Below are 17,423 nucleotides of genomic sequence, written 5' to 3'. Positions count from 1 at the left end.
GAGTGCGTTGTGGCACAGGAATATAACATTGAGCAGTTGAACCACGGGCGTAAAGTCGTCGACTTTATGCGCTGGGATAAGCTGGCCTTCATCATTTCGGGGCTGCTGATCGTAGCCGCGATTGCGATTGTCGGCATTCGTGGCTTCAACTGGGGTCTCGATTTCACCGGCGGTACGGTGATTGAGATCGCGCTGGAAAAACCGGCCGACCTTGATACGCTGCGTGGCGATTTGGTGAAAGCGGGCTTCGACGAGCCGCTGGTGCAGAACTTCGGCAGCAGCCGTGACGTGATGGTGCGCATGGCGCCCGTCAGCGGCCCGGCAGGCACCGAGTTAGGCAACAAAGTGGTGTCGGTAATCAACCAGACCACCCAGCAGAACGCGACCGTTAAGCGCATTGAGTTCGTCGGCCCGAGCGTCGGCAGCGATCTGGCGCAGGCGGGGGCGATGGCACTGCTGTCAGCGCTGATTGCGATTCTGATCTATATCGGGTTCCGCTTTGAGTGGCGTCTGGCGCTGGGCACCGTGCTGGCGCTGGCGCACGACGTGATCATCACCTGCGGTCTGCTGGCGCTGTTCCGGATTGAGATCGACCTGACGATTGTCGCCTCGCTGATGTCGGTGATTGGTTACTCGCTTAACGATAAAATCGTGGTTTCCGACCGTATTCGTGAGAACTTCCGCAAGATTCGCCGCGGCAGCTCTTACGACATTACCAACGTGTCGCTGACCCAGACGTTAAGCCGTACCCTGATTACGTCACTGACCACGCTGGCGATGATCCTGATCCTGTTCATCTTTGGTGGCGCGTTGCTGAAAGGCTTCTCACTGACCATGTTGATTGGTGTGACCATCGGTACGATTTCATCAATTTATGTCTCTTCGGCGCTGGCGCTGAAGCTGGGCATGAAGCGTGAACATATGCTGGTGCAGAAAGTTGAGAAAGAGGGCGCCGATCAGCCTTCTATCCTGCCGTAAGCGCGGTGGGATGATAAAAACGGGCTGCCAGTGATGGCGGCCCGTTTTTTTTGCGCCAGTTAAGGCGCAGCAGGAACGGTTTGAGCCGGTGCGTCAGCGGTAATCTGGTGCACCCGGATAAAGCCGAGCTGATCCGGCGTCAGGCCACTCAGCCGCAGCGGAACCTCAACGGTATGTTGCGGTAACAGTGAGGCGGGCACGGCGATGTTCTGACTCAGACTATCGCTGTTGAGCGGTTTGCCGGTTGCCGGGTCCAGTTCGCCCCAGATTACCGTGGCATGCAGCGCAGGCAACGGTTGATCGCCCATTGCGCGGATCGACAATGTGGTCCGCGATCCACTGGCTTCGGCTACCACCGGCGACAATGTCAGTCGCAAGGTGCCGAGCTGAGTCTGCAGCGCGACCGGGGTATTCGCCTGCGGTACCAGCCATGCACCGTTGCTGGAATGGCTGTTGAGCTGCCCCTGTATCTCCAGCGCACTGGCCTGGGTGGTTAAGTGTTGCATCTGCTGATTGAGCTGGCTCACTTCCTGATGCAACTGCTTAACCTGCGGGTTGGTCGCGGGAGTACTGCAACCGCTCAGTAACGCCAGTGAAAGTGCTGCTGGCGCCCAAACCGTCCTGATCATAAGTTTATCCTTGTCGGTTATTTTGGAATGCGTAAAACCTGGCCAGGGTAGATCTTATCAGGATGCGACAGCATTGGCTTGTTAGCTTCGAAAATCTTGTTGTATTCGTTAGCATTTCCATAAACCTGCTTTGAAATAGCGCTCAGCGTGTCGCCTTTTTTCACGGTGTAAAGTTCAGACTCGGTAGCGCTGTCGCTGGTTGTCACCTTGTCTTCGACTTTGGTGATGCCGGCAACGTTACCGGCGGCGATCAGAATTTTCTCTTTCAGCTCCTGTGACAGGCCGTCACCGCTTACCGTGACGGTATCGCCATTCACTTTCACATCGACCTTGTCGCTGTCCGGCAAGCCCAGCTTGTTGATGTGGTCCTGCAGTTTTTTACTCTGATCGTCGCCACCGTTCACGGCATCCCAAAGCTTTTCACCCGCTTCTTTGACGAAATTAAACAGTCCCATACAACCTCCAGTGTGTTAGTGGATATACGCCGTCTTGCGGCTCTATAAGCGTAGACCCTTTTGCCGCAGCCGCGATTTAACACCGTTTATGCTGGGCGCTGGCCGACGGAATGGCACGGAAGAGATTTTGTTGACCGGCAGTTCGCGCTACACTGTCAGGCCCATCTATCTCGCGTCAGGAAACGTCATGCATTGCCCATTCTGCTCCGCTGTGGACACCAAAGTGATTGATTCTCGTCTGGTTAGTGAAGGATCGTCGGTGCGACGCCGGCGCCAGTGTCTGATGTGCCATGAACGCTTTACCACCTTTGAGGTGGCGGAACTGGTGATGCCGCGCGTGGTAAAAAGTAATGACGTGCGTGAGCCTTTCAATGAAGACAAAATGGCCAGCGGGATGATGAAAGCGCTTGAGAAACGTCCGGTCAGTGCTGATGCGGTCGAGAGCGCGGTGAACCACATTAAAACCCAGCTGCGCGCCACTGGCGAACGCGAAATTCCCAGTAAACTGATTGGTAATCTGGTGATGGACGAGCTGAAAAAGCTCGATAAAGTCGCCTATATTCGGTTTGCCTCGGTTTACCGCAGCTTCGAAGATATTCGTGATTTTGGCGAAGAGATCGCCCGGTTACAGGATTAAGCCATGACCGATGAAATCTATATGGCGCGCGCGCTGGAACTGGCGCGCCGCGGCCGCTTTACCACCATGCCCAATCCGAATGTGGGCTGTGTGATTGTCCGTGACGGTCAGGTGGTGGGCGAGGGCTGGCATCAGCGTGCCGGCGAGCCTCATGCAGAAGTGCATGCTCTGCGGATGGCCGGTGATAAAGCACGCGGTGCCACCGCCTATGTAACGCTGGAGCCGTGCAGCCATCATGGTCGCACGCCACCCTGCAGCGACGCGCTGATTGCCGCTGGCGTGAGCCGGGTGGTCGCCGCGATGCAGGACCCCAACCCGCAGGTTGCCGGTCGCGGATTGCACCGGCTGCATCAGGCCGGGATTGCGGTCAGCCACGGGCTAATGATGGAAGAGGCGGAAGCGCTGAATCGCGGTTTCCTGAAGCGGATGCGTACCGGTTTTCCGTGGATCCAGCTTAAGCTGGGTGCCTCGCTGGATGGCCGCACCGCGATGGCGAATGGCGAAAGCCAGTGGATCACCTCGGCGGCCGCCCGTCGCGATGTGCAGCGCTTGCGGGCGCAAAGTGCCGCGATCCTCAGCAGCAGCGCCACGGTGCTGGCTGACGATCCGTCGCTGACGGTGCGCTGGTCCGAACTCAACCCGGACACCCAGGCGTTACTTGATCAACAGCAACTGCGGCAGCCGCTGCGGGTGATTGTCGACAGCCAGAACCGCGTGACGCCGCAGCATCGGCTCATTGACCAGCCGGGTGAAACCTGGCTGATGCGCCATCAACCCGATCAGCAGCATTGGCCAGAGCGCGTCAGTCAGATCGCCGTGCCGCTGCGCGAACAGCAGCTGGATCTGGTGGCGATGATGATGCTGCTGGGTCAGCGTCAGGTGAACAGCGTCTGGGTCGAAGCGGGTGCCAGCCTGGCGGGCGCGCTGCTGCAGGCCGGACTGGTCGATGAACTGATTGTCTATCTGGCACCGAAATTACTCGGCGACCAGGGACGCGGCCTGTGCCAGTTACCGGGCCTTGATCGTCTGGCTGATGCGCCAGGCCTGATTTTCCGCGACGTTCGCCAGGTCGGTGAGGATTTACGCCTGACCCTGACGCCGCAATAACACGGACGGAAAAGCGAGAGCACGCCGCCGAAGAGTATGATAGAATCCGCCCCCCTGCGCGGGGCCAAACAAACCCCCTGAAAGGATAAGTATGAAAGTTATCGAAGCTGCTGTTGCAACGCCTGAGGCCAATGTTGCCATCGTTATTGCGCGTTTTAACAACTTCATTAATGACAGCCTGCTGGATGGTGCAGTTGATGCCCTGAAACGTATTGGCCAGGTCAAAGATGACAATATCACCGTAGTCTGGGTTCCGGGTGCGTATGAACTGCCGCTGGCAGCGCGCGCACTGGCAAACACCAGCAAATATGACGCCGTTATTGCTCTGGGCACGGTAATTCGTGGTGGCACTGCTCACTTCGAATATGTGGCCGGTGAAGCCAGCTCCGGTATCGCCAGCGTTGCCATGAACAGCGAGATTCCTGTCGCGTTCGGCGTGCTGACCACCGAAAATATCGAGCAGGCCATTGAGCGTGCTGGCACCAAAGCCGGTAATAAAGGTGCCGAAGCGGCCCTGACCGCGCTCGAAATGATCAACGTATTGAAAGCCATCAAAGCCTGATTTTTGTAAGGGGAATTTTGTGAAACCTGCTGCTCGTCGTCGCGCCCGTGAGTGCGCTGTTCAGGCGCTTTACTCCTGGCAGTTGTCCAACAACGACATTGCCGATGTGGAATACCAGTTTCTGGCGGAACAAGACGTCAAAGACGTCGATATTAGCTATTTCCGCGAACTGCTGTCCGGTGTGGCGACCAACAGTGCGTATCTGGATGGACTGATGAAGCCTTACCTGTCGCGTCAGCTCGAAGAGCTGGGCCAGGTCGAAAAAGCTATCCTGCGTATCTCGCTGTATGAGCTGAGCAAACGCGCTGATGTGCCCTATAAAGTGGCCATCAACGAAGGGATTGAGCTGGCGAAAGTGTTCGGCGCTGAAGACAGTCATAAATTTGTTAACGGCGTACTGGATAAAGCCGGTCCACAGATTCGACCCCATCGCAAATAAACAAAAAGGCCGGCTTGCCGGCCTTTTTTCATAAAGGGTTAAGCGGAACGTAATTATGTCTTGTGGTGAATTCGAACTCATCGCACGCTACTTCAACCGCAGAACGCGCAGCCGTCGTGATGTCGAACTCGGTATCGGCGACGATTGTGCGTTACTTAGCGTGCCGGAAAAACAGACGCTGGCGATCAGTACCGATACCCTGGTCGCGGGCGTGCATTTCTTACGGGATATTCATCCTGCCGACTTAGGCTACAAAGCGCTGGCGGTTAACCTCAGCGACCTTGCCGCTATGGGCGCCGATCCGGCGTGGCTGACGCTGGCCTTGACCCTGCCGCAGGTCGATGAGAGCTGGCTCGCTGCCTTCAGCGCCAGCCTGTTCGAGCTGCTGGAATATTACGATATGCAGCTGGTGGGCGGCGATACCACTCGCGGCCCTCTGAGCCTGACGCTGGCGATTCACGGCCTGGTGCCGCAGGGCCGTGCCCTGAAACGTTCGGGCGCAAAACCGGGTGACTGGATCTACGTCACCGGCACGCTGGGTGACAGTGCGGCCGGCCTGGCGCTGCTACAACATCACTGCCGCATCAGCGATCCGGCGGTTCATGAAGCGCTGATTAAACGTCATCTGCGGCCGATGCCGCGCATTCTGCAGGGGCAGGCGCTGCGTTCTCTGGCCACCTCAGCGGTCGATCTTTCGGACGGTTTGATCTCTGATCTCGGCCATGTGCTGAAAGCCAGCGGCTGTGGCGCGCGCCTTAATCTCGACGCGTTACCGCTTTCCGCCGCGCTACGCGATCACTTCGAACCCGAGCAGGTTTTACGCTGGGCGCTGAGCGGTGGCGAAGATTATGAACTCTGCTTCACCGTACCCGAGGTGAACCGCGGCGCGCTGGATGTGGCGCTCGGCCACCTTGGCGTGCCCTATACCTGCATTGGTCAGATGGCACCGGAGTCGGAAGGGCTGATGCTGCTGGAAAACGGCAAGCCAGCGACGTTCCGCCATAAAGGGTTTGATCACTTTGATACTAAATAACGACGTGGCAAAAGGCCGCCTGCGGATGAGCAATCCGTGGCATCTGCTGGCAACCGGTTTTGGCAGCGGACTCAGTCCGGTGGTACCGGGCACCATGGGTTCGCTGGCGGCGATCCCCTTCTGGTGGCTGATGACGCATCTGCCGCAGGATCTCTATTCGCTGGTGGTGCTGGTGGGGATCTGCGTCGGCGTCTACCTCTGCCATCGCACCGCCAAAGATATGGGCGTTCACGATCACGGCAGCATTGTCTGGGATGAGTTTATCGGCATGTGGATCACCCTGATGGCGATCCCGGTCAACAGCTGGCAGTGGGTGCTGGGCGGCTTTGTGCTGTTCCGCATTCTGGATATGTGGAAACCCTGGCCGATACGCTGGTTCGATCGCAACGTGCATGGCGGCATGGGCATCATGGTTGACGATATTATTGCCGGCGTGATTGCCGCCGCGATGCTGTACGGCATCGGTATCTGGCTGGCCGGCTAAAACGGTGGTCGGCATCCCGCATGGGATGCCGTTATCGCCGCGCACCTTAACTCCGCGAACTCTGCGGTCAGGTGCGGGCGTCAGCGTTTATTCGAATCCGACCGCCTGATGCGGTTGATAGACCTCTTCCAGCGTAGCAATCTCAGCCTCACTCAGCGTCACATCCACCGCCTTAACCAAATCATCGAACTGCTCAGCCCGCGAGGCACCGATAATCGGAGCCGTCACGGCGGGTTTACTCAGCAGCCACGCCAGTGCGACCTGCGCCCGGGTGACGCCTTTATCCTTAGCCACCTGCGCCAGCCGCTGCGCAATCGCCGCATCGTTCTCTTCGGTATTGGCATACAGCGAGGCCATCACCTTATCCGAGGTCGATCGCGCCGTGGTTTCGCCCCACGGACGGGTCAGCTTGCCGCGTGCCAGCGGGCTCCACGGCAACACCGCGATCTGTTCCTGCAGGCAGAGCGGGTGCATTTCGCGCTCCTCTTCACGCTGAATCAGGTTGTACTGATCCTGCATGCTGACGAAGCGATGCCAGCCCTGCTGCTTCTGCAGGCTTAGTGCCTGGGCAAACTGGCTGGCATGCATTGATGAGGCGCCGATATAGCGCGCTTTACCGGCCTGCACCACATCGTGCAGCGCTTCCAGCGTCTCTTCCAGCGGCGTGTCGTAATCCCAGCGGTGGATCTGCAGCAGGTCGACATATTCCATGCCAAGGCGTTGCAGGCTGTCATCAATCGATTGCAGGATATTCTGGCGTGACAGGCCCTGCGACAGATTAGTCAGCGGGAAGTAGACTTTGGTGGCGACCACGACCTCATCGCGGCGGGCAAAATCTTTCAGCGCCCGGCCGAGGATCTCTTCACTGCTGCCATCGGAGTAGCTGTTGGCGGTGTCAAAAAAGTTGATGCCGGCATTCAGCGCCTGCTGAATCAGCGGGCGACTGCTGGCTTCCGGCAGCGTCCAGGCGTGATTCCCGCGCGTCGGCTCACCATAGGTCATACAGCCGAGACAGAGACGTGAAACCTGCAGATCGGTATTACCCAGTTGAATGGTTTTCATAATGACTCCCGCGGCATAGCGCATGATTTTTAGCAGTGAATAAGCATAGCAGGGGCTGCGCTCCCCAAAGGGAAGCGCAGGGAAGGGAGGTTACTGTGCCAGCCAGGCGGCGATCTGTTGCTGAATGCCTTCGGCGTCCAGCAGATAGTCATGACGGATTTCGTCCTGCGTACCCTGCGGGATAAATTCGTCGGGCAGACCGATGTTCAGCACCGGAATGCGCAGACGTTTTGCCATCACCAGTTCGTTGACGCCGCTACCCGCGCCGCCTTTGATCGCGCCTTCTTCCAGCGTGATTAACGCCTCGTGACGGGTCGAAAGCTCAGCAATCAGCGCCTCATCCAGCGGCTTAACGAAGCGCATATCCACCAGCGTGGCATTGAGCGCTTCCGCCGCCGCAGCGGCCTCGGGTAACAGAGTACCGAAGTTAAGGATCGCCAGTTTTTCGCCCTGACGTTTCACCACGCCCTTACCCAGCGGCAGACTTTGCAGCGGTGCCAGCGGCGTGCCGATGCCGGTGCCGCGCGGATAACGTACCGCACTCGGGCCATCCTGATAGTGGTAGCCGGTGTAGAGCATCTGCCGGCATTCGTTCTCATCACTTGGCGTCATGATCACCATATCCGGCACGCAGCGCAGATACGCCAGATCAAACGCGCCCTGATGGGTCTGGCCATCCGCGCCAACAATGCCGCCGCGATCGATAGCAAACAGGACCGGCAGTTTCTGGATAGCCACGTCATGGATCAGCTGATCGTAGGCGCGCTGCAGGAACGTGGAGTAGATGGCGACGATCGGCTTGTAGCCGCCAATTGCCATCCCGGCCGCGAAGGTCACCGCATGCTGCTCGGCGATCGCCACATCAAAATACTGGTTGGGATATTCGCGAGAGAAGCCGACCATGCCGGAGCCTTCCCGCATCGCTGGGGTAATCGCCATCAGTTTCGGATCGTCGGCTGCCATCTCGCACAGCCAGTTGCCGAAGATTTTTGAGTAGCTCGGCAGGCCTTCTGCGCTTTTAGGCAGTTCACCGCTGGCGGGATCGAATTTTGGCACCGCATGCCAGGCGATCGGATCTTCTTCCGCCGGGGCGTAGCCTTTGCCTTTTTTGGTCATGATGTGCAGGAACTGCGGCCCTTTCAGGCTACGCATGTTGCTCAGGGTATTGACCAGCGTCAGCACGTCATGGCCGTCGACCGGGCCAATATAGTTGAAACCCAGCTCCTCAAACAGCGTACCCGGCACCACCATGCCTTTCAGATGCTCTTCGGTGCGGCGCACCAGCTCTTTAATCGGCGGCAGGCCAGTCAGCACCCGCTTACCGCCTTCGCGCAGGCGCGCATAGGTTTTGCCCGACAGGATCTGCGCCAGCCGGTTGTTTAACGCGCCGACGTTCTCTGAAATCGACATCTCGTTATCATTCAGGATCACCAGCATGTCAGGTTTGATATCGCCCGCGTGGTTCATCGCTTCAAACGCCATACCGGCGGTGATCGCGCCATCGCCGATAATACAGGCGGTGCGACGACCGAGGCCTTCACGCTCTGCCGCCGCCGCCATGCCGAGACCGGCGCTGATCGAGGTCGATGAGTGGCCAACGCTCAGTACGTCATATTCGCTTTCGCCGCGCCACGGAAACGGGTGCACGCCATTTTTCTGGCGAATGGTGCCGATGCGATCGCGACGACCGGTCAGAATTTTATGCGGATAAGCCTGATGGCCGACATCCCACACCAGATGATCGAACGGGGTGTTATAGACATAATGAAGCGCAACCGTCAGTTCGACCACGCCCAAACCCGATGCAAAGTGGCCACTTGAGCGACTCACACTGTCTAACAGGTACTGACGCAGTTCATCACAGAGCGCCGGCAGCTTCTCTTTCGGCAGGGCGCGCAGCTCCTGAACCGTATTTGCCAGCGCCAGTGTCGGGTATTTCGCAATATCAAAACTCATCAGAGACTCATTATGGAAGTTATTTGTCGCGTTCAATTATGAAGCTCGCCAGCGCCTGCAATGCTGTGGTGTTATAAGATTGCGCTGCGAGAATTTCTAATGCATCAAGGGCTTCCTGATACAAATCCCGCGCTTTGGCACGGGCCTGTTCTAATCCTAACAGTGAAGGATAGGTGCTTTTACCGAGATGCTGGTCGGCACCCTGACGTTTTCCGATAACCGCGGTATCGCCCACCACATCCAGAATATCGTCCTGCACCTGAAAGGCGAGCCCGATAGCATCAGCATAGCGGTCAAGTGCCGGTAATGCTGCACGACCTGCTTCGCCCGCCGCCAGCGCACCCAGCCGCACCGCAGCCCGAATCAGTGCGCCGGTTTTATGGCGATGAATCTGCTCCAGCTGCACCAGATCGACCGACTGACCTTCTGCCGCCAGATCCAGCGCCTGGCCGCCACACATGCCTGCCACGCCGCTGGCCCGCGCCAGTTCTGACAGCATCATCAGCCGATACTCCGCGTTGACGCCGGGCATCGGCTCATCCGTCAGAATCGAGAAGGCCAGCGTCTGTAATGCATCGCCAGCCAGTATCGCGATATCTTCGCCATATTTAATGTGGCAGGTCGGCTGCCCGCGACGCAGTGCGTCGTCGTCCATTGCAGGGAGATCGTCATGAATCAGGGAGTACGCGTGGATGCATTCAACCGCCGCAGCGGGCGCATCCAGACTCGCCGGGTCGGCATGGAGCATTTCGCCGGTGGCATAAACCAGAAAAGGGCGCAGACGTTTACCGCCTAATAATGCCCCATAATGCATGGCATTAACCAGAGGAGAACTCTGAAAAGGGAGTGGCTCTATAAAGCGCGTCAACGCGGCATTCACCTGCTGGTGATACCCGTTGAGCATCTGGGCAAAATCCATTAGTCGTTTTCCGGGGTAAAAGAGGTGAGGTCGGCATCTTTATCATCGCTCAGCAAAATGCGCACACGCTGTTCAGCCTGTTGCAACGTTTGCTGACCGGTACGCGCCAGCTGCACGCCCCGTTCAAACTCATTCAACGCCTCTTCCAACGGCAGTTCACCACTTTCCAGACGGCTGACTATCTGTTCCAGCTGCTGCAATGACGTTTCAAAGCTGGCTGGCTGTTCGGCTTTTTTCGGCATATTTCGGGTCGACTCACGGTTGGGACATTATCCTGCAATCGGTCATGGTAGCTGAGACCAAATGATTAGCAAAATAATCAATGCGGCGGCTGTTGAAGAAGCAGTCACCTGACAAAGGTGATATACTCCTGCGCCTCGGATGCGGTTGCGCCATGCAGCCCGCAATTTTGTGATTTTACCAGCTAAGTGCTGCCTGTTTTAGCACTTATTTGCCCAACGAAGCTGTGTCGCCATGAAGTTTATCATCAAGTTATTTCCTGAAATCACCATCAAGAGTCCGTCGGTGCGTTTGCGCTTTATTAAGATTCTTGCCAGCAATATCCGCAATGTCCTGAAGACGGTCAGTGATGAGATCGCGGTAGTGCGTTACTGGGATCACATTGAAGTGCGTTCGAAAAATCCGGCGCTCGGGGAAATTATTCCTGATGAGCTGACGCGCATTCCAGGGATCCATCACGTTCTGGCGGTTGAAGATCGTGAGTACACCGATATTCATCACATCTTTGAACAGACCTTAGCCCAGTATCGCGACAGCCTGGAAGGAAAAAGCTTCTGCGTCCGCGTTAAACGTCGTGGTAAGCATAGCTTCAGTTCGCAGGACGTGGAACGTTATGTCGGCGGCGGGCTGAACCAGCACATCGAGAGCGCCCGGGTACAGCTTAAAAATCCGGACGTGACGGTGAACCTTGAAGTGGAAGAGAACCGTCTGACGCTGGTGACAGCGCGTTACGAAGGGCTGGGCGGATTCCCGATCGGTACCCAGGAAGATGTGCTGTCGCTGATATCCGGCGGCTTCGACTCCGGCGTCTCCAGCTACATGCTGCTGCGTCGCGGTAGTCGTGTGCACTACTGCTTCTTTAATCTGGGTGGCGCAGCGCATGAAATTGGCGTCCGTCAGGTCGCGCACTATCTGTGGAATCGCTTCGGCCGTTCGCACCGCGTTCGCTTCGTGGCGATTAACTTCGAGCCGGTAGTAGGTGAAATCCTCGAAAAAGTGGATGACGGCCAGATGGGCGTGGTGCTGAAACGCATGATGGTGCGTGCCGCGTCGATGATTGCTGAGCGCTACGGCGTACAGGCGCTGGTGACCGGTGAAGCGGTCGGCCAGGTTTCCAGCCAGACGCTGACTAACCTGCGCCTGATCGATAACGCCTCGGACACCCTGATTCTGCGTCCGCTGATCTCGCATGATAAAGAACACATCATCAAGATAGCGCGTGAAATCGGCACCGAAGATTTTGCCAGCACTATGCCGGAATATTGCGGCGTGATCTCAAAAAGCCCGACGGTGAAAGCGGTTAAGGCGAAGATTGAGGCAGAAGAGCAGAATTTCGACTTCGATATCCTCAATCGGGTAGTGGAAGAAGCGACCAACGTCGATATCCGGACCATCGCCGAACAGACCGAAGAAGAGGTGGTGGAAGTCGAAACCGTGGCCTCGCTGGGCGATAATGATATCGTGCTGGATATCCGGGCGATCGACGAGCAGGAAGAGAATCCATTAAAGCTCAACGCCACCGAAGTGAAATCGCTGCCGTTTTATAAACTCAGCAGCCAGTTTGGCGATCTCGACCAGAACCGTACCTGGTTGCTTTACTGCGATCGCGGCGTGATGAGTCGTCTGCAGGCTCTTTACCTGCACGAGCAGGGCTATAAGAACGTCAAAGTTTACCGTCCATAGTCGATCTGTGCCGGTAACACGGCCAGTCGGGACCAGCACGGTCCTGACTGGCCGCCTTCAATCTTATCAGGCCTGATAATCGTAAATGCCCGGTGCCAGCACCAGCTGTGCGGCCACCTCGCGCGCTTTCTCTTTTCCCACCAGCAGATCGATCAGCTTCAGGGCAAAATCCATTGCCGTACCGGGACCCTGACTGGTCAGCAGTTTCACCCGCGGATCCCAGACCACCCGTCGTTCCATCCATTTCTCTTCAGGTATCGTCTGTTTCAATCCGGGAAAGCCCGTCATGTTGCCGACCGGGAACAGGTCGTGCGGCACCAGTACCGTACCGGCCGCGGCACAGATGGCCGCCACGATTTTGTCGTTGAGGTGATACTGGCGCACCGTTTCAACCAGCAGCGGACTGTCACGAAACGTCTCGGCACCTTTCAGTCCGCCGGGCAACACAATCGCGGCATAATCGTTGTCGGCTACTTCAACCAGCGGGGCATCGGCCAGCAAACGCACGCCGCGCGAGCAGCGGATTTCAAGGCTGCCATCACTCTCAACGCTGGCGGTAACCACCTTTAATCCACCCCGCACCAGCAGATCGATGGTGGTGACGGCTTCGGTCTCTTCACTGCCATGTGCCAGGCAAACCAGTACCGATGCGTTCGCGGACATAATAGGACTCCTTACGTTTAACAATGTCGTACAGCCGGCTGTTTTCCGTCAGCACCAGGCCGTGAGTTCGGGCGCGGCGCAGCAGAAAGCCGCTGATATAATCAATTTCGGTCAGGCGCTGGGCGCGAACGTCCTGCAGCATTGAAGAGGTATTGGCCGCGGTGCTTTCAATTACATCGAAAATAATATCCTGCAGGCTTTCGCTGGCGACGTTCTGACCTTCACGCTCCATCACCCAACTGATCTCATCGCACAGCCGCGCGATCTGATCGGCATAGGCGCGTAAGGCACCGTTCTGGCAATCATATTCCACCGTCATCGGGTTGATGACGCAGTTAACCGCCAGCTTACGCCAGCAGGCGGCGCGGATATTGTCGTGCCAGGCGACGTCGGGCAGGGCATGATGCAGGATGTCGGCGATATCGCTGTAAGCGGCGCTTTTACGGTTGCCCGGCCCGATGTGAGTGATACCGCTGGCGATGTGTTTGATTACCGTCCCGTCGCGCATTGCCGCATGGGTAGTAACACCGCGCAGCAGCGGCTGGGTCAGCCCTTTTAGCTCCTCCAGCGTACCCATACCGTTATGCAGCAGCAGCACCGGGCAGTTTTCCGCCAGCACGCTTTCCAGGTTTTTAACCGCAGGCGAGACCTGCGGCGCTTTCAGTGTCACTAGCAGTAACTGGCTCTCAGCCAGAAACAGCGGATCGTTAGCTATAAAGGTGCGGTTTGAAATGTTGCCTTGCGGATCGATGACATTGGCTGAGCAATAGGGCTGTGGTACCCGCAACCACCCCTGAACCTCGTGTCCCTGGCGAGCCAGCGCTGTGAGCCACACCTGACCCAGAGCACCGCAACCTAACACGGTAATTTTCATACTGCCTCCCGCTGGCGGGCTATCTATTTATTCTTCACTGTCACAGAACAAGTATAGCGTTGTGTGCAGCCTGATTTTATTTAGCACCGTAAGACGCGTATTATGCATGTCACTTTAGCGTCAGGAGAAGAAGAGATGCCATCTTTCGATATCGTTTCAGAAGTCGATCTGCAGGAAATTCGCAATGCGGTGGAAAATGCCAACCGTGAAGTGTCTACCCGCTTTGATTTCCGCAACGTGAGCGCCGAATTTGAGCTCAACGAAAAGAATGAAACCATCAAAATCACCAGCGAGTCCGATTTTCAGGTCAAACAGCTGGTCGATATTTTGCGTGAGAAACTGCTGAAGCGCGGAATTGAAGGCGGTGCCTTAGAGGTGCCGGAAGAGATTGAGCACAGCGGTAAAAGCTGGGCAGTCGATGCCAAACTGAAAAAAGGCATTGAAAGCGACGTGGCGAAAAAGCTGGTGAAGCTGATCAAAGACAGCAAGCTGAAAGTGCAGACCCAGATTCAGGGTGAAGCGTTACGCGTTACCGGCAAAGCGCGTGATGACTTGCAGGGTGCTATGGCGATTGTGCGCGGCAGCAACCTTGGACAGCCGTTCCAGTTTAAAAACTTCCGCGACTAAGCGGGGGGGGCAGGCTGGGTTTCCTCAGCCTGAATGCGGTGATAAAAACCCGGCAAAGGCCGGGTTTTTTGTTATCTGGCAGGAGCAGCCCTGCATCGATCTGAATTTGTTAGCCGTCTGAATAGCGGAGTCAGAGATCTCGGTGGGATCGCACGCTGGCTTGCATCTCTTTGAACAAGTCAAACGCCTGGAGCGGGTTGGGAGCTGTAGGGCGTCTGTGCGATCGCGCGCTTGCTCAGGGAACCTGTGCCTTTCGCAAAGACGCAATAGCGCCATCCATGACGGCTCAGCACGGGCGATTACGCACCTTATCCCTGAGGTGCGCCCGTAACCGGGCCAACGCGTTGCGTTGTTCAAAAACGCTCCCGGCGTTTTTGTCCCTGGCCCGCGATGCTTTGCTACAGGCACAGGCATCCATCGCCCTGGATTTATGAGTCGTCTGTAAGAAGGCTTGTGCCGGGTTTAAGATTAAGCACCAAATCAAATTCGGGGGGATTCAGCAGCAACGTAAAAGCTAAAGGGGCGCAGAGAACACGGGCAGAGGAGGAAAGCGTCCCGCACCAGGACGGCGCGGGACGAGCGTGCCATGGATGGCGGCTCTTGCGACTTTCCGATCTGACCGTGTTCCCTGAGCCAGCTCGATCCTGAAGCGAAACGAGCTGACGTTATCACTAAAAATTTTTAAGCTAGCAACTACCCAGCAGAGCTTCCAGCTCAGGGCGGCTGGTAACCTTGCTATCAATTTTGATGTAGGCGCTTTTCTCTTCCGGCACGATAAAGACCGAGTTAACGCCCGGCTGCGCTTTCAGACGCTGTTCCAGGTTGGGCGCTGCCAGTGCCGCATCGCTCAGCACCAGCCGCAGGCTGCTGACATACGGCGGCTCCTGCATCGTCATACTGACAAACAGCCAGGCGGCGGCGACTATAGCACCGACCAGGAATACCGTTTGCGCATCGAAGTGACCAAAAACCCAGCCACCCATGCTGCCGCCCACCGCCACGCCGAGGAACTGGCTGGTGGAGTAGAGGCCCATCGCCGTGCCTTTATAACCGGCAGGGGACTCTTTACTCACCAGCGACGGCAGAATCGCTTCCATCAGATTGAAGGCGAAGAAGAACAGCTGCACGCCGACGACCAGCGTCCAGAAGTGGCCCGCCGCGCCCCACAGCACAATTTCTGCCACCACGATCATCCCGACGCAGCCGACAAATACCCGCTTCATACGACGCTTCACTTCGGCGTAGATGATAAACGGCACCACGCCAGCAAACGCGATCAGCATCGTGGCGAGATAGACTTTCCAGTGCTCAGGTGCCGGGAAGCCCGCCTGTTCAAACTGGCCGGGCAGGGCGACAAAGCTCGACATCAACAGGACGTGCAGGCAGAAAATACCGATATTCAGCTTAACCAGTCGGGAGTTGGCCAGCACTTTACGGAAGCTGCCTTTCACCATCCCGGATTCGCGGTTCAGCACGTGGTGTGAGGCGGACGGCACCACCAGCAGGGTAATCACGATGCCGAGCGACGCCAGGATCGCAATCATCCAGAACAGCGCATGCAGACCCAGCGCGTGGGTGACGATGGGACCGACCACCATTGCAATCGCAAAGGTAATGCCGAAACTGATGCCGATAAAGGCCATCGCTTTGGTGCGGTTCTGTTCGCGCGTCAGATCCGACAGCAGCGCCATCACGGCGGCGGCAATGGCACCGGACCCCTGTAAGGCGCGGCCCAGAATAATTCCCCAGATCGATTCGGTGCAGGCCGCGATCACGCTGCCCAGCACAAACAGCAGCAGTCCGCCGACGATCAGCGGCTTACGACCAATACGATCGGAAAGCAGACCAAAAGGAATCTGAAATATGGCCTGAGCAAGGCCGTAAATACCAATGGCCAGGCCGATTAAGGTTTCACTCGCGCCCTGTAACGCCATGCCATACGTGGTCAATACCGGCAGGACCATGAACATTCCCAACATGCGCAGGGAAAAGACCGTACCGAGGCCCCATGTGGCGCGCAGCTCCACCGGAGTCATTTTATTATCGTTCATTCCAACCTCTGTTAATGTGCTGCGTTTATTCTAGGGGGCGGGGCAGGGCGGGTAAAATAATAGTTTTTAAGCAGTGGTAACAAAAAGAAAGGGCGCGAAAATCGCGCCCTTATCATGCTGTTGCGGTATCGGTTACCAGACGTAGGTCAGCAGGTCTTTCGAGGCCGGAGCCATCGAATCTACCGACATCATCACGCTGAGAGCGGTGATGGCGACGATGGAGAAGACGAACAGCTTACGTGCCCAGACCCGATCGTTAGCGGTCTTGTAGCCCGATAACGCCATGCCCAGCCACCAGACGCTGACGGCAGCAGCCACCACCAGATATTTGTAGCCGGCGTATCCGCCCAGCGTCAGCATCAGCGTGGCAATCATAAACGCCAGAATGTAGAGCGTAATATGATTCTTCGCTACCGAAATGCCTTTCACCACCGGCAGAACCGGGATGTTCGCTGCCTGGTAATCTTTAAAACGGAAGATGGCAATCGCGTACGAATGCGGCATCTGCCACAGGCTAAAGATCGCCAGCAGGATTAACGCGCCTGCATCAAACTCGTTGGAGACCGCACAGTAACCGATCACCGGTGGCGCGGCGCCAGACAGACTACCGATCAGCGTTCCGTAGACTGAATTACGCTTCATATAGAGGCTGTAAACGCCGACGTACACCACGAAGCCCATCACCGCCAGCCACATGGCCAGCGGGTTAGCGCCGAAATAGAGCAACGCAAAGCCAGCAATACCCAATACAGTGGCATAAACCAGGCTTACTTTCGCGGAGATGAGGCCTTTTACCAGCACCCGATTCCTGGTTCTCTCCATTTTGATGTCGATGTCGCGGTCAATCACGTTGTTGAAGACACAACCTGATGCGACTACCAGTGACACGCCAACCAGTGCGGTGAGAAACAGGGCGTAATCAATGCTGCCTTTAGAGGCCAGCAGAAATCCGCCGATCACAGAAATTAAATTCCCGAAAATAATTCCTGGTTTTGTAACTTGCAGGTATTGCTTAAACATTACG

At 56.8% G+C, this 17,423-nt stretch carries 19 protein-coding genes; 9 read left to right on the top strand and 10 right to left on the bottom strand.

Annotated features, from left to right (window positions below; translation table 11 throughout):
• Positions 1-9: 9 nt before the first annotated feature.
• A complete protein-coding gene (gene secF, locus AABB92_RS10270; RefSeq protein ID WP_031374694.1) occupies positions 10-978 on the top strand; it encodes a protein translocase subunit SecF in 969 nt (322 codons plus the stop codon).
• Between the two features lie 59 nt (positions 979-1,037).
• Here secF and AABB92_RS10265 read toward each other — a convergent pair whose 3' ends face one another.
• A complete protein-coding gene (locus AABB92_RS10265) occupies positions 1,038-1,607 on the bottom strand; it encodes a DUF3251 domain-containing protein (protein WP_031374693.1) in 570 nt (189 codons plus the stop codon).
• A gap of 17 nt (positions 1,608-1,624) precedes the next feature.
• Entirely contained in the window at positions 1,625-2,062 is a 438-nt protein-coding gene (gene lysM / locus AABB92_RS10260; RefSeq protein ID WP_031374692.1) for a peptidoglycan-binding protein LysM, read from the bottom strand.
• Positions 2,063-2,249: 187 nt separating this feature from the next.
• Between lysM and nrdR the strand changes: the two genes are divergently transcribed.
• The 6 genes from nrdR (at position 2,250) to pgpA (ending at position 6,324) form a co-directional block, all read left to right on the top strand.
• Entirely contained in the window at positions 2,250-2,699 is a 450-nt protein-coding gene (gene nrdR, locus AABB92_RS10255) for a transcriptional regulator NrdR (RefSeq protein ID WP_009091750.1), read from the top strand.
• Positions 2,700-2,702: 3 nt separating this feature from the next.
• Positions 2,703-3,806 (top strand): bifunctional diaminohydroxyphosphoribosylaminopyrimidine deaminase/5-amino-6-(5-phosphoribosylamino)uracil reductase RibD, encoded by a 1,104-nt coding sequence (gene ribD, locus AABB92_RS10250; RefSeq protein ID WP_046288488.1) that lies wholly within the window; start codon positions 2,703-2,705, stop codon positions 3,804-3,806.
• Between the two features lie 91 nt (positions 3,807-3,897).
• Positions 3,898-4,368: a 6,7-dimethyl-8-ribityllumazine synthase gene (ribH, locus tag AABB92_RS10245; protein ID WP_031374691.1), complete on the top strand. Its 471-nt coding sequence runs from the start codon at positions 3,898-3,900 to the stop codon at positions 4,366-4,368.
• A 19-nt stretch (positions 4,369-4,387) separates the two neighbouring features.
• Entirely contained in the window at positions 4,388-4,807 is a 420-nt protein-coding gene (nusB, locus tag AABB92_RS10240) for a transcription antitermination factor NusB (RefSeq protein ID WP_031374690.1), read from the top strand.
• Positions 4,808-4,862: 55 nt separating this feature from the next.
• Complete coding sequence (gene thiL / locus AABB92_RS10235; RefSeq protein WP_031374689.1) at positions 4,863-5,840, top strand: thiamine-phosphate kinase; 978 nt, start codon at positions 4,863-4,865, stop codon at positions 5,838-5,840.
• Complete coding sequence (gene pgpA / locus AABB92_RS10230) at positions 5,830-6,324, top strand: phosphatidylglycerophosphatase A (protein ID WP_072051005.1); 495 nt, start codon at positions 5,830-5,832, stop codon at positions 6,322-6,324. Before thiL ends, pgpA begins: the two co-directional genes overlap by 11 nt.
• Positions 6,325-6,411: 87 nt before the next feature.
• On the opposite strand, the gene AABB92_RS10225 is transcribed toward pgpA, so the two are convergent.
• The 4 genes from AABB92_RS10225 to xseB form a co-directional block, all read right to left on the bottom strand.
• The gene (locus AABB92_RS10225; protein ID WP_031374687.1) at positions 6,412-7,386 is read right to left on the bottom strand and encodes an aldo/keto reductase; all 975 of its coding nucleotides are present in this window, start codon (positions 7,384-7,386) and stop codon (positions 6,412-6,414) included.
• Between the two features lie 90 nt (positions 7,387-7,476).
• A complete protein-coding gene (dxs, locus tag AABB92_RS10220) occupies positions 7,477-9,342 on the bottom strand; it encodes a 1-deoxy-D-xylulose-5-phosphate synthase (protein WP_046288486.1) in 1,866 nt (621 codons plus the stop codon).
• Between the two features lie 19 nt (positions 9,343-9,361).
• Positions 9,362-10,261 carry a (2E,6E)-farnesyl diphosphate synthase gene (ispA, locus tag AABB92_RS10215; RefSeq protein WP_031374686.1) on the bottom strand — a complete coding sequence of 300 codons (900 nt, stop codon included), beginning with the start codon at positions 10,259-10,261 and terminating at the stop codon, positions 9,362-9,364.
• Positions 10,261-10,503: an exodeoxyribonuclease VII small subunit gene (gene xseB / locus AABB92_RS10210; protein WP_031374685.1), complete on the bottom strand. Its 243-nt coding sequence runs from the start codon at positions 10,501-10,503 to the stop codon at positions 10,261-10,263. Before xseB ends, ispA begins: the two co-directional genes overlap by 1 nt.
• A gap of 232 nt (positions 10,504-10,735) precedes the next feature.
• Between xseB and thiI the strand changes: the two genes are divergently transcribed.
• Positions 10,736-12,184 carry a tRNA uracil 4-sulfurtransferase ThiI gene (gene thiI / locus AABB92_RS10205; protein ID WP_031374684.1) on the top strand — a complete coding sequence of 483 codons (1,449 nt, stop codon included), beginning with the start codon at positions 10,736-10,738 and terminating at the stop codon, positions 12,182-12,184.
• Between the two features lie 66 nt (positions 12,185-12,250).
• Here the strand turns inward: thiI and yajL are convergent, their stop codons facing one another.
• Together yajL and panE are read right to left on the bottom strand one after the other, a co-directional pair.
• Positions 12,251-12,847: a protein deglycase YajL gene (gene yajL / locus AABB92_RS10200; RefSeq protein ID WP_031374683.1), complete on the bottom strand. Its 597-nt coding sequence runs from the start codon at positions 12,845-12,847 to the stop codon at positions 12,251-12,253.
• Positions 12,801-13,721, bottom strand: a complete 921-nt coding sequence (gene panE / locus AABB92_RS10195) for a 2-dehydropantoate 2-reductase (protein ID WP_031374682.1) — start codon at positions 13,719-13,721, stop codon at positions 12,801-12,803. The genes yajL and panE overlap by 47 nt, the downstream gene beginning before the upstream one ends.
• A 135-nt stretch (positions 13,722-13,856) precedes the next feature.
• On the opposite strand from panE, the gene AABB92_RS10190 reads away from it, so the two are divergent.
• Positions 13,857-14,348, top strand: a complete 492-nt coding sequence (locus AABB92_RS10190; RefSeq protein WP_003852530.1) for a YajQ family cyclic di-GMP-binding protein — start codon at positions 13,857-13,859, stop codon at positions 14,346-14,348.
• 686 nt (positions 14,349-15,034) lie between these two features.
• Here AABB92_RS10190 and AABB92_RS10185 read toward each other — a convergent pair.
• Both AABB92_RS10185 and cyoE read right to left on the bottom strand, forming a co-directional pair.
• Positions 15,035-16,399 (bottom strand): MFS transporter, encoded by a 1,365-nt coding sequence (locus tag AABB92_RS10185; RefSeq protein WP_031374681.1) that lies wholly within the window; start codon positions 16,397-16,399, stop codon positions 15,035-15,037.
• A gap of 132 nt (positions 16,400-16,531) precedes the next feature.
• Positions 16,532-17,419: a heme o synthase gene (gene cyoE / locus AABB92_RS10180; protein ID WP_046288485.1), complete on the bottom strand. Its 888-nt coding sequence runs from the start codon at positions 17,417-17,419 to the stop codon at positions 16,532-16,534.
• Between the last annotated feature and the right edge of the window lie 4 nt (positions 17,420-17,423).

The organism is Pantoea brenneri (genome assembly GCF_038594305.1).
Classification (GTDB): Bacteria; Pseudomonadota; Gammaproteobacteria; order Enterobacterales; family Enterobacteriaceae; genus Pantoea; species Pantoea brenneri.
This window is presented reverse-complemented; position numbering and strand designations above follow the sequence as displayed.

Excerpts from the sequence above, each read along its gene's own strand:
- AABB92_RS10265 (WP_031374693.1), bottom strand. The coding sequence starts at position 1,607 with ATGATCAGGACGGTTTGGGCGCCAGCAGCACTTTCACTGGCGTTACTG.
- lysM (WP_031374692.1), bottom strand. The coding sequence starts at position 2,062 with ATGGGACTGTTTAATTTCGTCAAAGAAGCGGGTGAAAAGCTTTGGGAT.
- nrdR (WP_009091750.1), top strand. The coding sequence starts at position 2,250 with ATGCATTGCCCATTCTGCTCCGCTGTGGACACCAAAGTGATTGATTCT.
- ribD (WP_046288488.1), top strand. The coding sequence starts at position 2,703 with ATGACCGATGAAATCTATATGGCGCGCGCGCTGGAACTGGCGCGCCGC.
- ribH (WP_031374691.1), top strand. The coding sequence starts at position 3,898 with ATGAAAGTTATCGAAGCTGCTGTTGCAACGCCTGAGGCCAATGTTGCC.
- thiL (WP_031374689.1), top strand. The coding sequence starts at position 4,863 with ATGTCTTGTGGTGAATTCGAACTCATCGCACGCTACTTCAACCGCAGA.
- AABB92_RS10225 (WP_031374687.1), bottom strand. The coding sequence starts at position 7,386 with ATGAAAACCATTCAACTGGGTAATACCGATCTGCAGGTTTCACGTCTC.
- dxs (WP_046288486.1), bottom strand. The coding sequence starts at position 9,342 with ATGAGTTTTGATATTGCGAAATACCCGACACTGGCGCTGGCAAATACG.
- ispA (WP_031374686.1), bottom strand. The coding sequence starts at position 10,261 with ATGGATTTTGCCCAGATGCTCAACGGGTATCACCAGCAGGTGAATGCC.
- xseB (WP_031374685.1), bottom strand. The coding sequence starts at position 10,503 with ATGCCGAAAAAAGCCGAACAGCCAGCCAGCTTTGAAACGTCATTGCAG.
- thiI (WP_031374684.1), top strand. The coding sequence starts at position 10,736 with ATGAAGTTTATCATCAAGTTATTTCCTGAAATCACCATCAAGAGTCCG.
- yajL (WP_031374683.1), bottom strand. The coding sequence starts at position 12,847 with ATGTCCGCGAACGCATCGGTACTGGTTTGCCTGGCACATGGCAGTGAA.
- panE (WP_031374682.1), bottom strand. The coding sequence starts at position 13,721 with ATGAAAATTACCGTGTTAGGTTGCGGTGCTCTGGGTCAGGTGTGGCTC.
- AABB92_RS10190 (WP_003852530.1), top strand. The coding sequence starts at position 13,857 with ATGCCATCTTTCGATATCGTTTCAGAAGTCGATCTGCAGGAAATTCGC.
- AABB92_RS10185 (WP_031374681.1), bottom strand. The coding sequence starts at position 16,399 with ATGAACGATAATAAAATGACTCCGGTGGAGCTGCGCGCCACATGGGGC.
- cyoE (WP_046288485.1), bottom strand. The coding sequence starts at position 17,419 with ATGTTTAAGCAATACCTGCAAGTTACAAAACCAGGAATTATTTTCGGG.